We start from the raw sequence: 14,225 nt of genomic DNA on the forward strand, positions 1-14,225 counted from the left end.
TACTCACCTATGCTTTGAATTCATATACGAAAGGGGACGCCAATTGGCTAGTCAGGATTGGGTCGACAAGGATTTCTACAAAATTCTGGGTGTCCCCAAAGATGCTTCCGCGGCCGACATCAAGAAGTCGTACCGGAAGCTGGCACGCAAGCACCACCCGGACCAGAACCAGGCAACCGGTGGATCCGACAAGATGTTCAAGGACATCTCCGAGGCCTACTCGGTATTGTCGGACCCCGAGGATCGTCAGCAGTATGACGCCATCCGCGCGATGGGTGGCGGCGCACGGTTCACCGCCGGCGGTCCCGGTGGTGGCGCTGGCGGCGCAGGTTTCGAGGACATTTTCGGCAACCTCTTCGGACAGGGTGCTGGCCGCCCCAGCGCCGGCCGCCAGCGCGGCGGCGGCGCCCCCAACTATGGCAACCTGCCACCCGAGTTCGCCGACCTTTTCGGTCAAGGTGGGGGAGGCGGCTTCGGTCAGGGCAGCGGAGGCGGGTTTGGTGGTTACCAGCCCACCCCACGCAAGGGTGCCGACCGGACAGCAACTACCAGTATTTCGTTCGCCGGCTCCATCAACGGCACCACCATCGGACTGCGCGAGCCATCCGGTGAAGTGATCGACGTCCGCGTGCCAGCCGGCATCAAGGACGGACAGAAGGTCCGTGTCCGCGGTAAGGGGCAAGCCGGCGCGGCAGGCAACGGTGACCTGATGGTCAGCGTCAGCGTCAAACCACACCCGTTCTTCCAGCGCGACGGCGACAACATCCGGGTGCACGTTCCGGTGTCCTTCCCCGAGGCCGCCCTCGGCGCACAGATCGACGTTCCCACGCTTACCGGTGACACGGTCAAGGTGAAGGTTCCCGCCGGGACACCATCCGGCCGCACGCTGCGCGTCAAGGGACGAGGGGTTTCCACCGCCAAGGCGACGGGCGACCTGCTGGTGACCATCGACGTCGTCGTCCCCCAGAAGCTGAACAAAGAGGCCGAGGCGGCCGTCGAAGCGTTTGCCGCCGCTACGGCCGACGCCAACCCACGGGCGGGTCTTGCCGCGAAGGCAAAACTCTAAAGCCCAAACTGCCTGAAAGGAGGTCACGATGGCAATTGACGCAACCCTGCCCATCTATGTGATCTCCGTCGCCGCCGAACTGGCGGACATGCATCCGCAGACGCTGCGGCAGTACGACCGGCTGGGGCTGGTGACTCCCAGTCGGGCTCCGGGCCGTGCCCGGCGCTATTCGCAGCGGGATGTCACCACGCTCCGTGAGGTGCAGCGGCTCTCCCAGGAGGGCGTTTCCCTTGAAGGAATCCGCCGCATCCTGCAGCTTGAGAACCAGGTCGCCGCGCTCCAGTACCGGGTGCAGGAACTGACCGATGAACTGGCCTCCCGCCGTCGCCAGCCCGACGGAAGCCGGGTCTTCGCCGCGGGCCTCGCCGGCGACGTCGTCACCCTCTCGCGTGGGCAGCGCCCCCGCCCACGTAGCCAGGCCATGGTCGTGTGGCGACCGTGACGAGTTGATGACAACTCTGCGCCCGGGGCCCCCTCTGCTGGAAACCGCTGCGGTTACGGTGCAGACTGGGAGTATGCCTCAACAGCTCACCGACGCCGGTGACTCCGGTGACTTCATCATGCAGCTCCTCATCTTTGGCGGGGTGACACTCCTGGTTATCGGCCTGGGATTTGCGTTGGCCACGTGGCTGATTGTCCGCCGGCTCCGCCGCTCCGGGGTAGTGCAGCGCAGCTTCTCCAATGGCGTGCTCACTGCCCGGTCCTACGCCGTCGACGACGGCGTCCGACGGATCGCCCGACTGCGCCTTGACCTGCGACGCTCCGGCCAGGCAACCCGCCGGGCCCTCGACGCCGCGGCGGGCAGCGGCGGTCCCATCGGGGAACTTCCGATGGTGGCTGAGGACCTGTTCCGGGCCGAACGTGCTCTGGAGGACCAGCTCCGCCTCGCCGAACGCGAACCCGACCGCCAGCTCAAACGCGATCTGGCGGGCCGCATCGGTGAGCAGGTCCAGTCCTACGGCACCCTGTCGGCAGACCTTCGGCGCTCACTCATGCAGGCCGGACAACCGGCCGGCGGTGCCGAAATTCAACGGGCCAGCACCCACCTGACGCGCGAGATCAATGTGCTTCAGGCGTGGAGCAAGGCCTACGGCACCCGCGACCAGATCCAGTAGAGGCTGAGGGAATCACCATGTCACTAGGCCGCCGCATCTCCCGTATCGTCCGAGCGAACCGCACCGCCGCGAAGGATGCGAAGCAGAAACCCACCGACCCGATCCAGACCGTCGAGCAGGCCCACCGGCAGCAGCTGGACCTGGTGGACAAGGCCCGCCGCAGCGTCGCTGACCTGGCGGCCAACCGGCACCGCCTGGATTTGCTCGCCGGCGAAGCCCGGGCCGAGCTGGACCATCTGGAACGCCAGGCCGCGGATGCGGTGAACGCCGGCGACGACGACGCCGCCCGGGCCGCCCTGCGTCGCGGCCTCGCCGTCACGAAACGGCTCGAAACGCTGAGCCGTCAACGGGACGAACTCGATTCACAGGTACGCCAGCTCGACTCCAACCTGCAGCGGCTGGAAACGCGGGTAGAGGACAACGGCATCCGGTACCAGACGCTCAAGGCCAGGCATGGTGCTGCGCAGGCCGAACTCGGAATGCAGGACGCGCTCACCGGATCAGGGCAGGCCGCTGCGGGGGCCGAGGCTGCGGCACGGCAGGCAGAGCTGGAGGCCCGGCGGGTTCAGGCCCAGGCTGCGGCCCACGACGAACTGTCCTGGACCGATCCCAACTCCCGACGGGTCGAGGAGGCCTTCGAGGAGCTGGAAGCCAGCTCGGCAGCGGACCGGGAACTGGAACGCCTGAAGAACCGGCACCTTCGCGACTAGCCCCCTGGCGGACACCCAGGGGTGGGTAGACTCGGCCACATGACAACTATCAGTGGCAGCCACTTCCTGGTGATCGGAGCGACGGGCGTTCTGGGCGCCGCCGTCGCCAGGCAGCTGACAGGTGCCGGTGCGCGGGTGACTCTCTCCGGCCGGAACGCCGGAAAACTTGAAAGCCTGGCCGCCGAGCTGGGAGATGCGGTGGCGGGAACCGTCGTCGCCGACCTCACTCACCCCAACGCTCCGGCAGAGATCGCCGGGGTCTGTGACGATCTTGACGGGCTGGTGTACGCGGCGGGAGTAGTCGCGTTCGGGCCGGTAGCCGAGCTCGACGACGAAACCCTGGATGAGCTGCTCCTCGTCAACGTCCTGGGCTACATCCGGCTCATCCGTGCGGTGTCAGCCCAGCTGCAGCGCGATTCAGTGGTGGTCCAGATCAGCGCCGTCGTCGCCGAAAGCCCAACCGCCGGGATGGCCGCCTACTCGGCGAGCAAGGCAGCGCTCAGCGCCTTCGGGAAAGCACTGTCGCTGGAAGTCCGCCGGCAGGGCATCCGGGTGCTCGATGTGCGGCCGCCGCACACCGAGACCGGGCTGGTGAACCGAGCCATTGCCGGTGCCGCCCCGCGACTTCCCGCAGGGAAAGACCCGGACGCCGTCGCTGAGCGGGTTGTCCGGGCGATCGCGGACGGCGAGAAGGACCTCCCGGCATCGGCATTCAGCTAGGGTGCCGCAGTGATCCATAGGCCAGCGCCGCGGACCTCCTGAGGTCTATCTAGATTGTTGAGATTGTGAACACTCTGGGCGGGTGAAGCGTGCGCCTAGTATGGCCACTGGACGGAAAGGGCGTAATGACCGTTGAGCAATCGGAGAGCTCACCGCTTCCGCCGGGAATTGACATCGCCTGGGCGCTCGGGCGCCCCGCGTCCCGTGGCATGAAGGCCGAGTTGAGTCCGGCCCGCATCATCGATGCGGCAATCAGAATCGCCGACGCCGCTCATGCGGGACAGGGCCTACGGGCGCCCGGACCTGCACCAGTCGAAACCGCAAGGTGCTGATCATGCGGTCGATGTTCCACCCGTCGACGGTCCTGGTGACTCGGGCGAATCGGGTAATTCAGGCGGCGTCGGCGACTGGCGGTCGGCGGTCGGGGAGTGGGCCCGGGCAGTTGAGACCCAGTATCGCGTGCATCCGTGGGTGTTGGAGTATCGCCTCACCGCGCCACCCGCGACTCCCAACGAGCTGCTGTGGCTGGAAATGCTGCTGCGGGTGCTCGCCACCACGCCGCTTAACTCGTCAGAAAAACTGAGCAGCGCCCTCATGCTCGGAAACCTGGTGCGATCTGTCACGAAACTCGAAATTGATGTTTCCGCCAGCGATTCCCCCGAGGCTCTCGAAGAATATGGATCGTTATTGTTTCGCCTGCTCGATCCGGAAGAATACCGCGAGGTGCTCGGCGTGTTTAGCGACCCCACCCTCACCGTGATGGAAGCAGAGGGGGCTGAATTACAGTTCGTCCTGGAGCGGTTCCTCGATGGGGTGGCAGTCCTGATCGCCAACCGTTCCTGAGGGCACACCCCGTCACAATCCTTCCTCCGGCCGCCCTATCTGAGGAAACGCGCGCCTTTGAGGCAGTTTTGGCTCAGTAACCGGCGCCGGGTCCCTGCGGCAAGCGTATTGGAGAAATTTGGCTCTATGATTTGGGAACATAGGCCGGGGTGCCACGGAGCGGGGCAAAATGCAACAGGTAATTGGAATACATCGCGATCGTTTTGGTATTACCGCGCCCCGAGGTCGCCGTGAGTGGCTTTTGTGGCTTACCGGCGTGCTTCTGGTGGCCTACATGTTCTGTCTCGCGTTAGTCAGCCAAGGGGTCCTCGACCTTCAGGTCGCCACTGTTCTCTGTCTGATCACTGAAGGTGCAGCCGTCGTGCTGTGCTGGGTTGCGGCCCGCGACGCGGGGTTTCGACGGTTGGAGGTGACCCTTGCAGCCTCTGCCGTCACGCTCTACGCCACTGGTGATGCCATCTATTCCTATCTGGCAGTGGGGGAATCAGCGCTCGTCACCGCGTCCGTGGCCGACGCAGCGTACCTGCTGTTCTCCGTATTGGTGATCAGTGCCCTCGGCGTCGTGGTCCACCGGCAACTGCGTCGCTGCCTCTGGCCGGTGCTGCTCGACAGTCTCGTGGGGACGCTCGCCGCCGCGTCGGTGATTTCAATATTCCTGACCCCTAGCCTCACCGCTGCGAGCCTCGGGCCGATAACTCCTGAATCCGCCATTGCGATCGCCTACCCGTTGTTGGACATCGCGGTCATCGCTCTGATCGCGGGCATCCTTGCATCGCAGGGCCTCGACCTGGGTCCCCGCTGGCCCATTCTCCTGGTTGGGTTGGCCCTGTTCACCGCATTCGACATCGGGTACGCGCTGGACCCAGGGACCTACCTGATGGGATCCCTCTATGACGCTGGCTGGACCTCAGGTGTCGTCGCAGTAGCTGTCTGGGTGGACGGCATCGCACAGCCTCTCTCCACCCACCACCGCAGCAACGCGGGTATCCCGGCGCTGGCTGCTCCGATCGTCTCAACGGTTGCGGCGCTGGGGGTGCTGCTCCTCGCCAGTCAGACGCCAGCGCCCGTGCTCGCCGTCGTCCTCGCCGGGTTAACCCTCGCCGCCGCGGCAATCCCGATGAGCTTCCGGCACAGGTTGCAGCGAACGTTGGCCAGGACCGATGACCTCACCGGCCTCACCAACCGCCGCGCCCTTTACACCGACGTGCCCAACCGGCTCCAGCCCGGTCAGCATAGCGCCCTCCTCCTGCTTGACCTGGACCGGTTCAAGGATGTCAACGATGGACTGGGGCACGACGTCGGCGACGGCCTGTTGCTGCGGGTGGGGGAACGGCTGACCGAACAGGTCCGCTCGTCCGACCTGATCTCCCGGATCGGTGGCGACGAGTTCGCCATCTTCCTGGCCGATGTCTCGGAGGAAGCCGCGGTGGAAACTGCGGCCCGCATCTCCATGGCGTTGGAGGAGCCGTTCACGATCGGGGGTGTGATAGTGCAAACCAGTGCAAGCGTGGGGGTGGCTCTTTACCCCGAACACGGACCGGAACTTGAGTCATTACTGCGGAGCGCCGACGTCGCCATGTACCGCGCGAAGGCCGACCACAGCGGGCATCACCTCTACCAGCTGGACTACAACGACCACCGCGAAATCCGCTTTCGCACCGTGCAGGAACTCAGGACCGCAATCGCGGAGCGCCAGTTCGTGATGCATTACCAGCCAAAAATCTGCCCCGGAGGTCCGGAGATCGCCGATGTGGAATCGCTGGTGCGGTGGAATCACCCCACCCGCGGGCTGCTCTACCCCGGTTCCTTCCTCCAACTAGCCGAAGAGGCCGGGCTGATGCCGCAGCTCACCGACGTGATCATGGACCAGGTGCTGGACCAGGCGGTCCGCTGGCGGTCGGAGGGACTTGAGCTGGCGATTGCGGTGAACGTGTCAGCCAGCTGCCTCCGGCAGGACGTGCCACACCGGATCACCCAGATGCTGAGCGTGCGAAACCTGCCACCTTCAGTGATCGTGCTGGAAATCACCGAGGAAGTACTTATGCAGGAGGGTCCGCGCACCGTCGGGGTCCTGCGCGAACTACGCGCGAGGGGCATCGAGATTTCGATCGACGACTTCGGGACGGGCTACAGCTCACTCGCCTACCTGCGCGATCTCCCGGTCGACGAACTGAAGCTGGACCGGTCGTTCATTTCTCCGATGAACGAGGACCGTCGAGCGACCAACCTGGTGGCGTCGATCATCGACCTGGCGCACAGCCTGGGGCTTCGGATCGTTGCCGAGGGTGTCGAGAACGAGGAGGCATACACCGCGCTGGCCCGCCTGAACTGCGACCTCATCCAGGGGTACTACCTGAGCAAACCCATCCCCGCCGGGGAGCTCAGCGCCTGGATGGCCAGGCGACGGGTGGCAGCAGGCCTGGTCTGACCTTCCCGGACCGGCAGCCAGGTCACCTGAACCTTCGCCCTTGATCCCGTCGGTTTGCCCATAACGCCAGGGCCCCCAGGAGGACTGTCCACGCGGTGATCGTCAGCAGCGACAACACCTCGACCGGGCCGCCCGTGAAGACCTGGACAGAAATGTCGCGCGCGGCCCGTGAGGGCAGGAACAGCGAGAGGGCGTTGAGCCAGTCAGGGAACAGGAACGGCGGCAGGAGCATCCCACCGGCGAATGCCAGCGGGAAGAACACCACCTGTGTCACAGCGATGGCCACCTTCGAGGTGCACAGGTAACCGATGAACAGGCCCAGCGCCAAGAAGGGCAACCCGCAGAGCAGCCACACCACCACTGACAGCGGGACCGTCCACCAGGGCAACATTCCGGCGGTGAATGCCTCGGCGGCCGTGGTGAGGGTTGCTCCGAGAACCAGCACCGGGATGAGGGCCAGGAAAGCGAACAGCATCGCTGTCAGCGCGCGGGCGATCGTCGACGGGAGCGGACCCGCGGGAAGCGTGCGGAGGTAGCTGCTCCACGGGTTGGCGCGGTCTTCGGCAACGCCGATGCCGTAGTTGAACAGAAACGCGCTCATAACTCCGAAAAGTGCCAGCTGCGCCACCGCCGTCAACGATGCCATCGGATCCTGCACTGTTGCCTGCTGGGGGATGACGAAAAAGAGCAGCGCCAGCGCCGGGAAAATTGTCGAGGAGATCACCGCGACCGGGATCCGCAGCTGTTCGAGGATGTGCGCCTTGGTGTGCGCGCGGATCAGGGTTGCCTGGGAGGGTGCCGCCGAATGGGGCCCTGCTGAGATTGTCATGACTGCTCCCAATCGATCGTGCGTACTGGATGCTCACCGGTCAACGCCTTGAAAGCTTCCTCAAGGCTCGCCGCATGCACTTCAAGCGAACGCACGGCGAGGTCCTCCAGCACCAGGGCTCTCACCGTCGCGTCGCCGTCTGCCGTGACAATGGTGACGCGGCCGTCGTCGTGCGTTTCAACGCCAACGGTATGGGGCAGGGACCCGAACGACGACGCCGGCAACTCGGTCCGGAATGAGACTTTCGTCAGGGTGACGTGGGAACGGATCTCGTCGACGGTGCCATCGGCGATCACCGATCCCTTGTCCATCACGACCACCCGGCCGGCCAGTGCCTGAATCTCCTCCAGATAGTGGCTGGTGATCAGCAGGGTTCCGCCGGCGTTCCGGTAGGTGCGGAGCAGGCGCCACAGGGTGTCCCGGGCCTCCACGTCCAGGCCGGTGGTGGGTTCGTCGAGGATGACCAGCTCGGGACGGCCGACCAGCGCGAGTGCCACCAGCAGGCGCCGCTGCTGTCCACCCGACAGACCGCCACACTGTTTGGCGGCCATCCCGTCCAGCCCGAAGTCGGACAGGAGTTCAGCCGTGGGGATCGGGTCCGGGTAGTGGGCCGCCACAAAGTCGACGGTCTCGCTGACCCTCAGCGTCTGCGGCACGGAGGTGGCCTGCGGGGTTGATCCGAGCCGTAGCCGGGCTGACGGGTCCAGCGGGTTGCGGCCGAACAGGCGCACTTCACCTGCGTCGGCACGCCGGAGCCCGCACAGCAGGCCGATCAGGGTGGATTTACCGGCACCGTTCGGTCCGAGCAGACCCACCGCCTCACCCGAGTGGATGTTGAGACTGACGCCGTCCACTGCTGTAGCTCCGCCGAAGCGTTTGACGACGTGGGACGCCGAGGCGAGGATCGGCAGATGGTCAGACGGGGTGGGGGTGGTCATGGCAGCTCCGGTCTGGTGGTCAGGAGAGCCCGGCAAGGAGTTCCCGCAGGGCCTTCCGGTAGTCCTCGAAGGCGGCTTTGCCCTTGAGGGTGATGGCGACATAGGTGGCGGGCGTGCGGCCCTCGATGGTCTTGGTGACCTCCACATAGCCTGCGTCTTCAAGCTTGCGAAGGTGGGTGGAGAGATTCCCGGCGGTCATGTCCAGGATCTTGCGGAGCTTGGTGAACGCAATACGGTCCCCTTGGCCCACCTCGTTAAGGGTGGTGATGGCGCGGAGCCGGGATTCGGCATGGATGATGGGGTCGAGTTCAGGCATTGGACCGGGCCTGCTTGCGGCGACGAACGGTCTCCAGCACCGCAGCCACCAGGAACCCCCCAGAGCCGAAGATGAAAAAGACTGTGAGGTAGTGCTGGGACCCGCTGAGAAGGGCGGCCATGTCCACGACCAGGAACCAGACGCCCATGACCGACTGGGTTTTGTCGTTGAAAGTGGTTCCTCCGGTGATGTAGAGGAGGCCGACAATCAGGATGGCGATCCCGTTCATCAGCATGCCGCGAACCCAGAAGTCGTCCACCACACCGACGATCACGCCGCTCAGGGTGCCCATCACCAGGAAGCCCAGTGCCCAGGCCACTCCATACATGGTGCCGGTGAATGAGCTGTGCCCGCGGATTCCCCGGCTGTAGCGGCCGGCCACGACGATGGTGACCACGATCGCGACGAGGATAGCGACGCCGAAGACGGCAAGGGCCGGTTCATGGTCGATCGGCAGCCAACCGAACCGGGAGCCGTGGAGAGTGCCGAAGCCGAGCAGCCAGGCGAGGCCCCACACCAGATACTGCAGTGCCTCGTTGCCGCGTAGCTCCCGCCGGGCGGTATCTTCGGCACTGTTCACCAGCCGGAGGGCGGTATGGAGGTCGAGTGGCCGGTCGTCGTCGAGCGCGTCGTGGGTCATGTGCTTTCCTCTTGCTTTAGCTTCGCAAACCAGTTTGTCAGACAAACCAGTTTGTGCGCAAGGGTGTCAGAAGAAGAGACCTGCAGAAGTGGGAGAGTGCTAGTGGTTGGGGGCACCGCGGAGGGTGCCGACGGCGAGTGCCCCGGCCAGGACGGCGAGCGACGCAGCGTAGAGGGCCACCCCGTTCCACCCGAAGCCGTCGAAGAAGAAGCCACCGGTCCAGCCGATCAGGCTGGATCCGGCGTAGTAGAAGAAGTTGTAGAGGCTTGAGGCCTGGGCACGCCCGACGTCGGTGAGCCGGGGAGTCCAGCCGGCAGCCACCGAGTGGACGGTGAAAAAACCGCCGGTGAAGATGATCAGGCCCACGATGATCAGAGGCAGGGAATCGGCGAGCGTGATGATCAGGCCGAGGACGATCACCGGGATGCCCACGACCATCACCTGGAGCCTCCCGAACCGCACCGCGAGCGTGCCGGCCACCCTCGAACTGACGGTCCCGGCTAGGTAGGCGAGGAAAAGGAGGCTGATGATGGCGACGGGAAGACCGAAGGGCGGTAGCTCAAGGCGGAATCCCAGGTAGTTGTAGACCGCCACGAAGCCGCCCATCAGCAGGAACCCCTGGGAGTACAGGCCAAGCTGCCGCGGCGACCGGAGATTGTGGACAATCCGTTCGGAGAGTTTCGGCCCAATGCCGCGGACCACCGGCACGAACCGTCGGGGTGCTGGCGCCAGCCAGACAAAGGCCACCGCAGCCAAGGCCGCCATCAGGCTGGCCGTGAGAACCCCTGCCCGCCAGTCCAGGAGGTCCGCCACCGGTCCGGCGACCAGCCGGCCCGACAGCCCGCCGATGGTTGTCCCTGCCACGTAGGTGCCAGCGGCGACGGCGGCATGGAGTCGCTGTACTTCCTCGTTGAGATAGACCAGCGCGATGGCCGGAATCCCACCCAGGGCCGCGCCCTCCAGGAAGCGCAGCACCAGCATGAGCTCGAAAGTGGGGGCCAGCGGGACCATCAGCCCGAAGGCGACGGCGGCGCTGATCGCCCAGGTCATGGTCCGCTTCCGGCCCGCCCGGTCGGCCACCCAGGACCAGGGGATGACCGCCAGGGCCAGCCCGATGGTCGCAGCGGACACGGTCAGTGCTGCCTGGGCGGCCGAGATGGAGAAGTCACTGGCGATACTGGTCAGGACGCTCTGCACCGAGTACAGCTGGGAGAAGGTAGCGACCCCGGCGAAGAACAGGGCCCAGAGCATCCGGTTATAGGCGCGGCTGCCTTTCGGGTGGCCCTCCCACGCCTCATGCGGGGTCACCGGCGCTCACCGCGTGCAGGTTTCCCCAGTTTCTCCGGGCCCGGACGGCGTGTCGGCGGCGGCACGCCGCGGTTCGGGCGCGGGTGCTCGGAGATGGTGGGCAAACCTGTCCGCCTAGATCTTGCGGTAGGTCAGGTCGAAGATCATCCTGCCGGCCTCATGGGCCTTGTTCTCGAAGCTGGTGAGGATCCGGCCGTCGAAGCGCGCGGCCCAGCCTCCGCGGGTGTCGATTCCCTCATTGACGCCGGTGTTCCCGGTACTGACCGGGTCCTTGCCCTCACGGACGGGTGCCCCGCCCACCACCAGTTCCACGCCGCTTTCCCACACCTGGGTGAGGGGGCTGTCGGCGCCGGTGCGCTCGCCGTCGTGCACGTTGGTGAAGTGTACCGAACCCGCCAGGACGTCGCGCATCTGCACGGCGTAGTCGGACCAGTCGGTCGCGAGACGCCAGAGCCCACCGTCGGCGAGCACCCGCGCCGCGACCTCGGCGAAGTCATCCTTCACGAGGCGGCGTTTCCGATGGCGGGTCTTGTGCCAGGGATCGGGGAAGAACACCCAGAGTTCGCTGACCGAGCCGGCTGGCAGCATGGTGGCGAGGGCCTCGGCGGCGTTCGCCTGTGCGACGCGGACATTGGTGAGCTGTTTCTGCTCGATCCGCAGCAGGGTCTGCGCGAGGCCCGGCTTGTAGACCTCGAGGGCCAGAAAATTGGTGTCGGGCTGCAGCTCGGCCGCGTGCGTGATGGCCTCGCCCAGGCCTGACCCGACCTCGACGACGAGCGGTGCCTCACGGCCGAACTCGGCACTGGCGTCGAACCGGTAGCCAGGGTCGACGGAGGTATCGGCCATCGTGTTGCGCGGCACCTCGACCACAAACCCGTCGAGTTCCGCCCACGCCTGGCGTCGTCGGCCCTGAAGCCGGGAGCCCCGGCGCACGAAGGACACAGGCTGGGAAAGATGCGGACCGGGGGTCGGTGACGGGGCTGCTGGGTGAGTACTCATTGTTCTAAGGGTATCCAAGCGAACGAAACGCGCCCGCAGCGGGGGGTGGGACGGCCCGCTGTCGCAGACCATCTCCATCCCTCACTACGGGCGCGTTCGTGGGACCGACTTCCAGGGCAGCGCAGAGACTGCCGCCTGGCCCGTCAGAAGGGGGCCTAGTGGTCGGACTCGGCTTCCGCGGCGGCTGCTGCCTTCTCGGCGTCCTTCTGGGCGCGCAGCGCCTCGGCTTCGCCCTGCTCCTCGGCCTTCTCTTGGTGGATGACCTCGGCGAGGAGTTTCTCCATCTCCTTGGCTACCCCAGCTGCTGACGCGGGGTTCTGCCCGGTGACCAGACGCTCGTCGACGATGACCTTCTCTTCGAAGACCCCCGCGGAGACGTGGGTGGCACCCTGCTCCTCCAGGCGGTCAGCCAGGAAGAACGGGACAATCTTGTCCTTGTCGGCGGCGACTTCCTCGTCGTTGGTGAACGCTGCAACGCGCTTGCCCTCGACCAGCCGGAGACCGTTCTCCAGCTCGACGTTTAACAGACCTGCGGGTCCGTGGCACACGGCGCCCACCACGCCACCGGCGTTGTACACGCTGGCGACCAGCTTCTGCAGGCCCTCGCTGTCAGGGAAGTCCCACATGGTGCCGTGCCCGCCCACCAGGTAGACGGCGTCGTACTGGGAGGGGTCCACCACGTCCACGCGCGCCGTGTTGTAGAGGCCGGCTTTGGTGGTCTCATCCTCGGTGAATGCGACCTGGATGGGGTCGGAGGTATCCACTTCGTCCTGGGGTGGGACGCCGCCCTTGATGGAGGCGAAGTCGACGAAGTGACCTGAATCCTTGAAAACCTTCCACGGGTGGGCAGCCTCGGCCACGTTGTAGCCGGTCTTCTCGCCGGTGTCGCCGAGTTCGGAAACGCTGGTCAGTACAAGCAGGACTTTTTTCATGGGGAACTCCTCTAGTCGTTGTTCCCACCCTAGGCGAGGTGCACCGACAGTGCACTCCGGCAGGGGGGACAGGGACGCCCAGTCAGCTCCCGACGGCGGCCAGCTCGGCGATCCGGGACAGGGCCAGCTGTGCGTACAACGCCGCACCGTCGGCCAGCACATTGTCGTCGAAGGTGGCGTACGGGGAGTGGTTGAACGCACTGGTCGCCGGATCGGCGTCCGGGGTTACCGCTGAGAGGAAGATGAAACTGCCCGGGACCGCCGCGAGAATCCGTGAGAAGTCCTCGGAGCCGCTCAGCGGTTGCGCCATCCGCGAGTACCGGCCAGAGCCGAACAGGCCGGCGATGACCGATTCCGCTCGCACTGTCTCAGCGTGGTCGGTGACCGTCAACGGGTACTCGGTCGAGTAGTTGACCGTGACCTCCAGGCCGTGCGCCGCGGCGATTCCCTCCAGCAGCCGCGGCACCACTGCCTGCATCTTTTCCCGGTTCGCCTCCGAAAAGGTCCTCACCGTCGCCTCGAAGACCGCCGACTCAGGGATGACGTTGCGCTTGGTGCCAGCACGCAGCACACCCACCGTCACCACCACCGGATCGAACATGTTGAACTGCCGGGTGATCATCACCTGCAGCGCCGTCACCATTTCCGCTGCCGCAGTGACGGGGTCCTTCGCCAGGTGTGGAGCGGAGCCGTGGCCGCCAGCCCCGTGCACTGTGACATGCAGCCCGTCGGAGGCCGACATCAATGTGCCGGGACGGGTCGCCAGCTGTCCGTTTGGCTGCAGCGCCGACATCACGTGCAGCCCGTACGCGGCGTCGGGGGCCCGTCCGGCTGCCTCCAGTACACCCTCCCGGATCATCACCCCGGCACCGTCGAAGCCTTCCTCGCCGGGCTGGAACATGAGGACGACGTCGCCCGCCAGTCGGTCCCGTCGGTCCGCCAGCAGGGTGGCCGCCCCGGCCAGCATGGCGGTGTGCAGGTCGTGGCCGCACGCGTGCATGGCGCCGTCGATGTGCGATGTGTACTCGACACCGGTCTGTTCCTGTACCGGCAGTGCGTCCATGTCTCCGCGCAGCAGCACGACGGGCCGGGTCGTTGACGTAGCAGCCGGCCCGTGGCTGCCCTGTCCGCGGAGCACAGCGGTGACCGACGTGGTGTCCGTTCCCAGCGTAATTTCGTAGGGCAGACCGTCGAGCGCCTGGAGCACTTTTTCCTGGGTGCGGGGGAGGGACAAGCCGATTTCAGGTTCCTGGTGCAGGCGGTGCCGCAAACGCACCAGGTCGCCGTGGAGGCGTCGCGCGTCGTCGAGCACTGAGTGGTCGAGCACTGAGTCACTGAACGGTGTGTCATCTGGGTGGGTCATGGCGGCCTCCGGGTATGT

Annotated in this window: 15 protein-coding genes; 7 read left to right on the plus strand and 8 right to left on the minus strand. The window is 65.9% G+C overall.

The window, feature by feature from the left end; all coding sequences use genetic code 11:
• Positions 1-43: 43 nt before the first annotated feature.
• The 7 genes from HMI58_RS05885 (at position 44) to HMI58_RS05915 (ending at position 6,882) form a co-directional block, all read left to right on the plus strand.
• Positions 44-1,066, plus strand: coding sequence for a DnaJ C-terminal domain-containing protein (locus tag HMI58_RS05885; protein ID WP_171585691.1), 1,023 nt, complete (start codon positions 44-46; stop codon positions 1,064-1,066).
• Positions 1,067-1,094: 28 nt separating this feature from the next.
• On the plus strand, positions 1,095-1,508 hold the full coding sequence (locus HMI58_RS05890) for a helix-turn-helix transcriptional regulator (RefSeq protein WP_171618466.1): 414 nt from the start codon (positions 1,095-1,097) through the stop codon (positions 1,506-1,508).
• A 73-nt stretch (positions 1,509-1,581) separates the two neighbouring features.
• Positions 1,582-2,181 (plus strand): hypothetical protein, encoded by a 600-nt coding sequence (locus HMI58_RS05895; protein ID WP_171585693.1) that lies wholly within the window; start codon positions 1,582-1,584, stop codon positions 2,179-2,181.
• 17 nt (positions 2,182-2,198) lie between these two features.
• A complete protein-coding gene (locus tag HMI58_RS05900) occupies positions 2,199-2,891 on the plus strand; it encodes a PspA/IM30 family protein (protein WP_171618467.1) in 693 nt (230 codons plus the stop codon).
• 39 nt (positions 2,892-2,930) lie between these two features.
• On the plus strand, positions 2,931-3,611 hold the full coding sequence (locus HMI58_RS05905; RefSeq protein ID WP_171618468.1) for an SDR family NAD(P)-dependent oxidoreductase: 681 nt from the start codon (positions 2,931-2,933) through the stop codon (positions 3,609-3,611).
• 243 nt (positions 3,612-3,854) lie between these two features.
• Positions 3,855-4,454, plus strand: a complete 600-nt coding sequence (locus tag HMI58_RS05910; RefSeq protein WP_171618469.1) for a TetR/AcrR family transcriptional regulator C-terminal domain-containing protein — start codon at positions 3,855-3,857, stop codon at positions 4,452-4,454.
• 274 nt (positions 4,455-4,728) lie between these two features.
• Positions 4,729-6,882, plus strand: a complete 2,154-nt coding sequence (locus HMI58_RS05915) for an EAL domain-containing protein (protein WP_171618470.1) — start codon at positions 4,729-4,731, stop codon at positions 6,880-6,882.
• 22 nt (positions 6,883-6,904) lie between these two features.
• On the opposite strand, the gene HMI58_RS05920 is transcribed toward HMI58_RS05915, so the two are convergent.
• From HMI58_RS05920 to HMI58_RS05955, 8 genes are all read right to left on the minus strand, one after another.
• Positions 6,905-7,711, minus strand: coding sequence for an ABC transporter permease (locus HMI58_RS05920; protein WP_171618471.1), 807 nt, complete (start codon positions 7,709-7,711; stop codon positions 6,905-6,907).
• Positions 7,708-8,649, minus strand: a complete 942-nt coding sequence (locus HMI58_RS05925) for an ABC transporter ATP-binding protein (RefSeq protein ID WP_171618472.1) — start codon at positions 8,647-8,649, stop codon at positions 7,708-7,710. The genes HMI58_RS05920 and HMI58_RS05925 overlap by 4 nt, the downstream gene beginning before the upstream one ends.
• 19 nt (positions 8,650-8,668) lie before the next feature.
• Positions 8,669-8,965: a transcriptional regulator gene (locus HMI58_RS05930; protein ID WP_171618473.1), complete on the minus strand. Its 297-nt coding sequence runs from the start codon at positions 8,963-8,965 to the stop codon at positions 8,669-8,671.
• The gene (locus tag HMI58_RS05935; protein WP_171618474.1) at positions 8,958-9,605 is read right to left on the minus strand and encodes a hypothetical protein; all 648 of its coding nucleotides are present in this window, start codon (positions 9,603-9,605) and stop codon (positions 8,958-8,960) included. Before HMI58_RS05935 ends, HMI58_RS05930 begins: the two co-directional genes overlap by 8 nt.
• A 99-nt stretch (positions 9,606-9,704) precedes the next feature.
• Positions 9,705-10,913, minus strand: a complete 1,209-nt coding sequence (locus tag HMI58_RS05940; protein ID WP_171618475.1) for an MFS transporter — start codon at positions 10,911-10,913, stop codon at positions 9,705-9,707.
• 114 nt (positions 10,914-11,027) lie between these two features.
• A complete protein-coding gene (gene trmB / locus HMI58_RS05945; RefSeq protein ID WP_171618476.1) occupies positions 11,028-11,912 on the minus strand; it encodes a tRNA (guanosine(46)-N7)-methyltransferase TrmB in 885 nt (294 codons plus the stop codon).
• 155 nt (positions 11,913-12,067) lie between these two features.
• Positions 12,068-12,844: a type 1 glutamine amidotransferase domain-containing protein gene (locus HMI58_RS05950; protein WP_171585704.1), complete on the minus strand. Its 777-nt coding sequence runs from the start codon at positions 12,842-12,844 to the stop codon at positions 12,068-12,070.
• An 82-nt stretch (positions 12,845-12,926) separates the two neighbouring features.
• The gene (locus tag HMI58_RS05955) at positions 12,927-14,207 is read right to left on the minus strand and encodes a M20 family metallopeptidase (RefSeq protein ID WP_171618508.1); all 1,281 of its coding nucleotides are present in this window, start codon (positions 14,205-14,207) and stop codon (positions 12,927-12,929) included.
• Between the last annotated feature and the right edge of the window lie 18 nt (positions 14,208-14,225).

This window comes from Arthrobacter sp. 147(2020) (assembly GCF_013116715.1).
Classification (GTDB): Bacteria; Actinomycetota; Actinomycetes; order Actinomycetales; family Micrococcaceae; genus Arthrobacter_D.

Excerpts from the sequence above, each read along its gene's own strand:
- HMI58_RS05890 (WP_171618466.1), top strand. The coding sequence starts at position 1,095 with ATGGCAATTGACGCAACCCTGCCCATCTATGTGATCTCCGTCGCCGCC.
- HMI58_RS05895 (WP_171585693.1), top strand. The coding sequence starts at position 1,582 with ATGCCTCAACAGCTCACCGACGCCGGTGACTCCGGTGACTTCATCATG.
- HMI58_RS05900 (WP_171618467.1), top strand. The coding sequence starts at position 2,199 with ATGTCACTAGGCCGCCGCATCTCCCGTATCGTCCGAGCGAACCGCACC.
- HMI58_RS05905 (WP_171618468.1), top strand. The coding sequence starts at position 2,931 with ATGACAACTATCAGTGGCAGCCACTTCCTGGTGATCGGAGCGACGGGC.
- HMI58_RS05910 (WP_171618469.1), top strand. The coding sequence starts at position 3,855 with ATGCGGCAATCAGAATCGCCGACGCCGCTCATGCGGGACAGGGCCTAC.
- HMI58_RS05915 (WP_171618470.1), top strand. The coding sequence starts at position 4,729 with ATGTTCTGTCTCGCGTTAGTCAGCCAAGGGGTCCTCGACCTTCAGGTC.
- HMI58_RS05920 (WP_171618471.1), bottom strand. The coding sequence starts at position 7,711 with ATGACAATCTCAGCAGGGCCCCATTCGGCGGCACCCTCCCAGGCAACC.
- HMI58_RS05925 (WP_171618472.1), bottom strand. The coding sequence starts at position 8,649 with ATGACCACCCCCACCCCGTCTGACCATCTGCCGATCCTCGCCTCGGCG.
- HMI58_RS05930 (WP_171618473.1), bottom strand. The coding sequence starts at position 8,965 with ATGCCTGAACTCGACCCCATCATCCATGCCGAATCCCGGCTCCGCGCC.
- HMI58_RS05935 (WP_171618474.1), bottom strand. The coding sequence starts at position 9,605 with ATGACCCACGACGCGCTCGACGACGACCGGCCACTCGACCTCCATACC.
- trmB (WP_171618476.1), bottom strand. The coding sequence starts at position 11,912 with ATGAGTACTCACCCAGCAGCCCCGTCACCGACCCCCGGTCCGCATCTT.
- HMI58_RS05950 (WP_171585704.1), bottom strand. The coding sequence starts at position 12,844 with ATGAAAAAAGTCCTGCTTGTACTGACCAGCGTTTCCGAACTCGGCGAC.
- HMI58_RS05955 (WP_171618508.1), bottom strand. The coding sequence starts at position 14,207 with ATGACCCACCCAGATGACACACCGTTCAGTGACTCAGTGCTCGACCAC.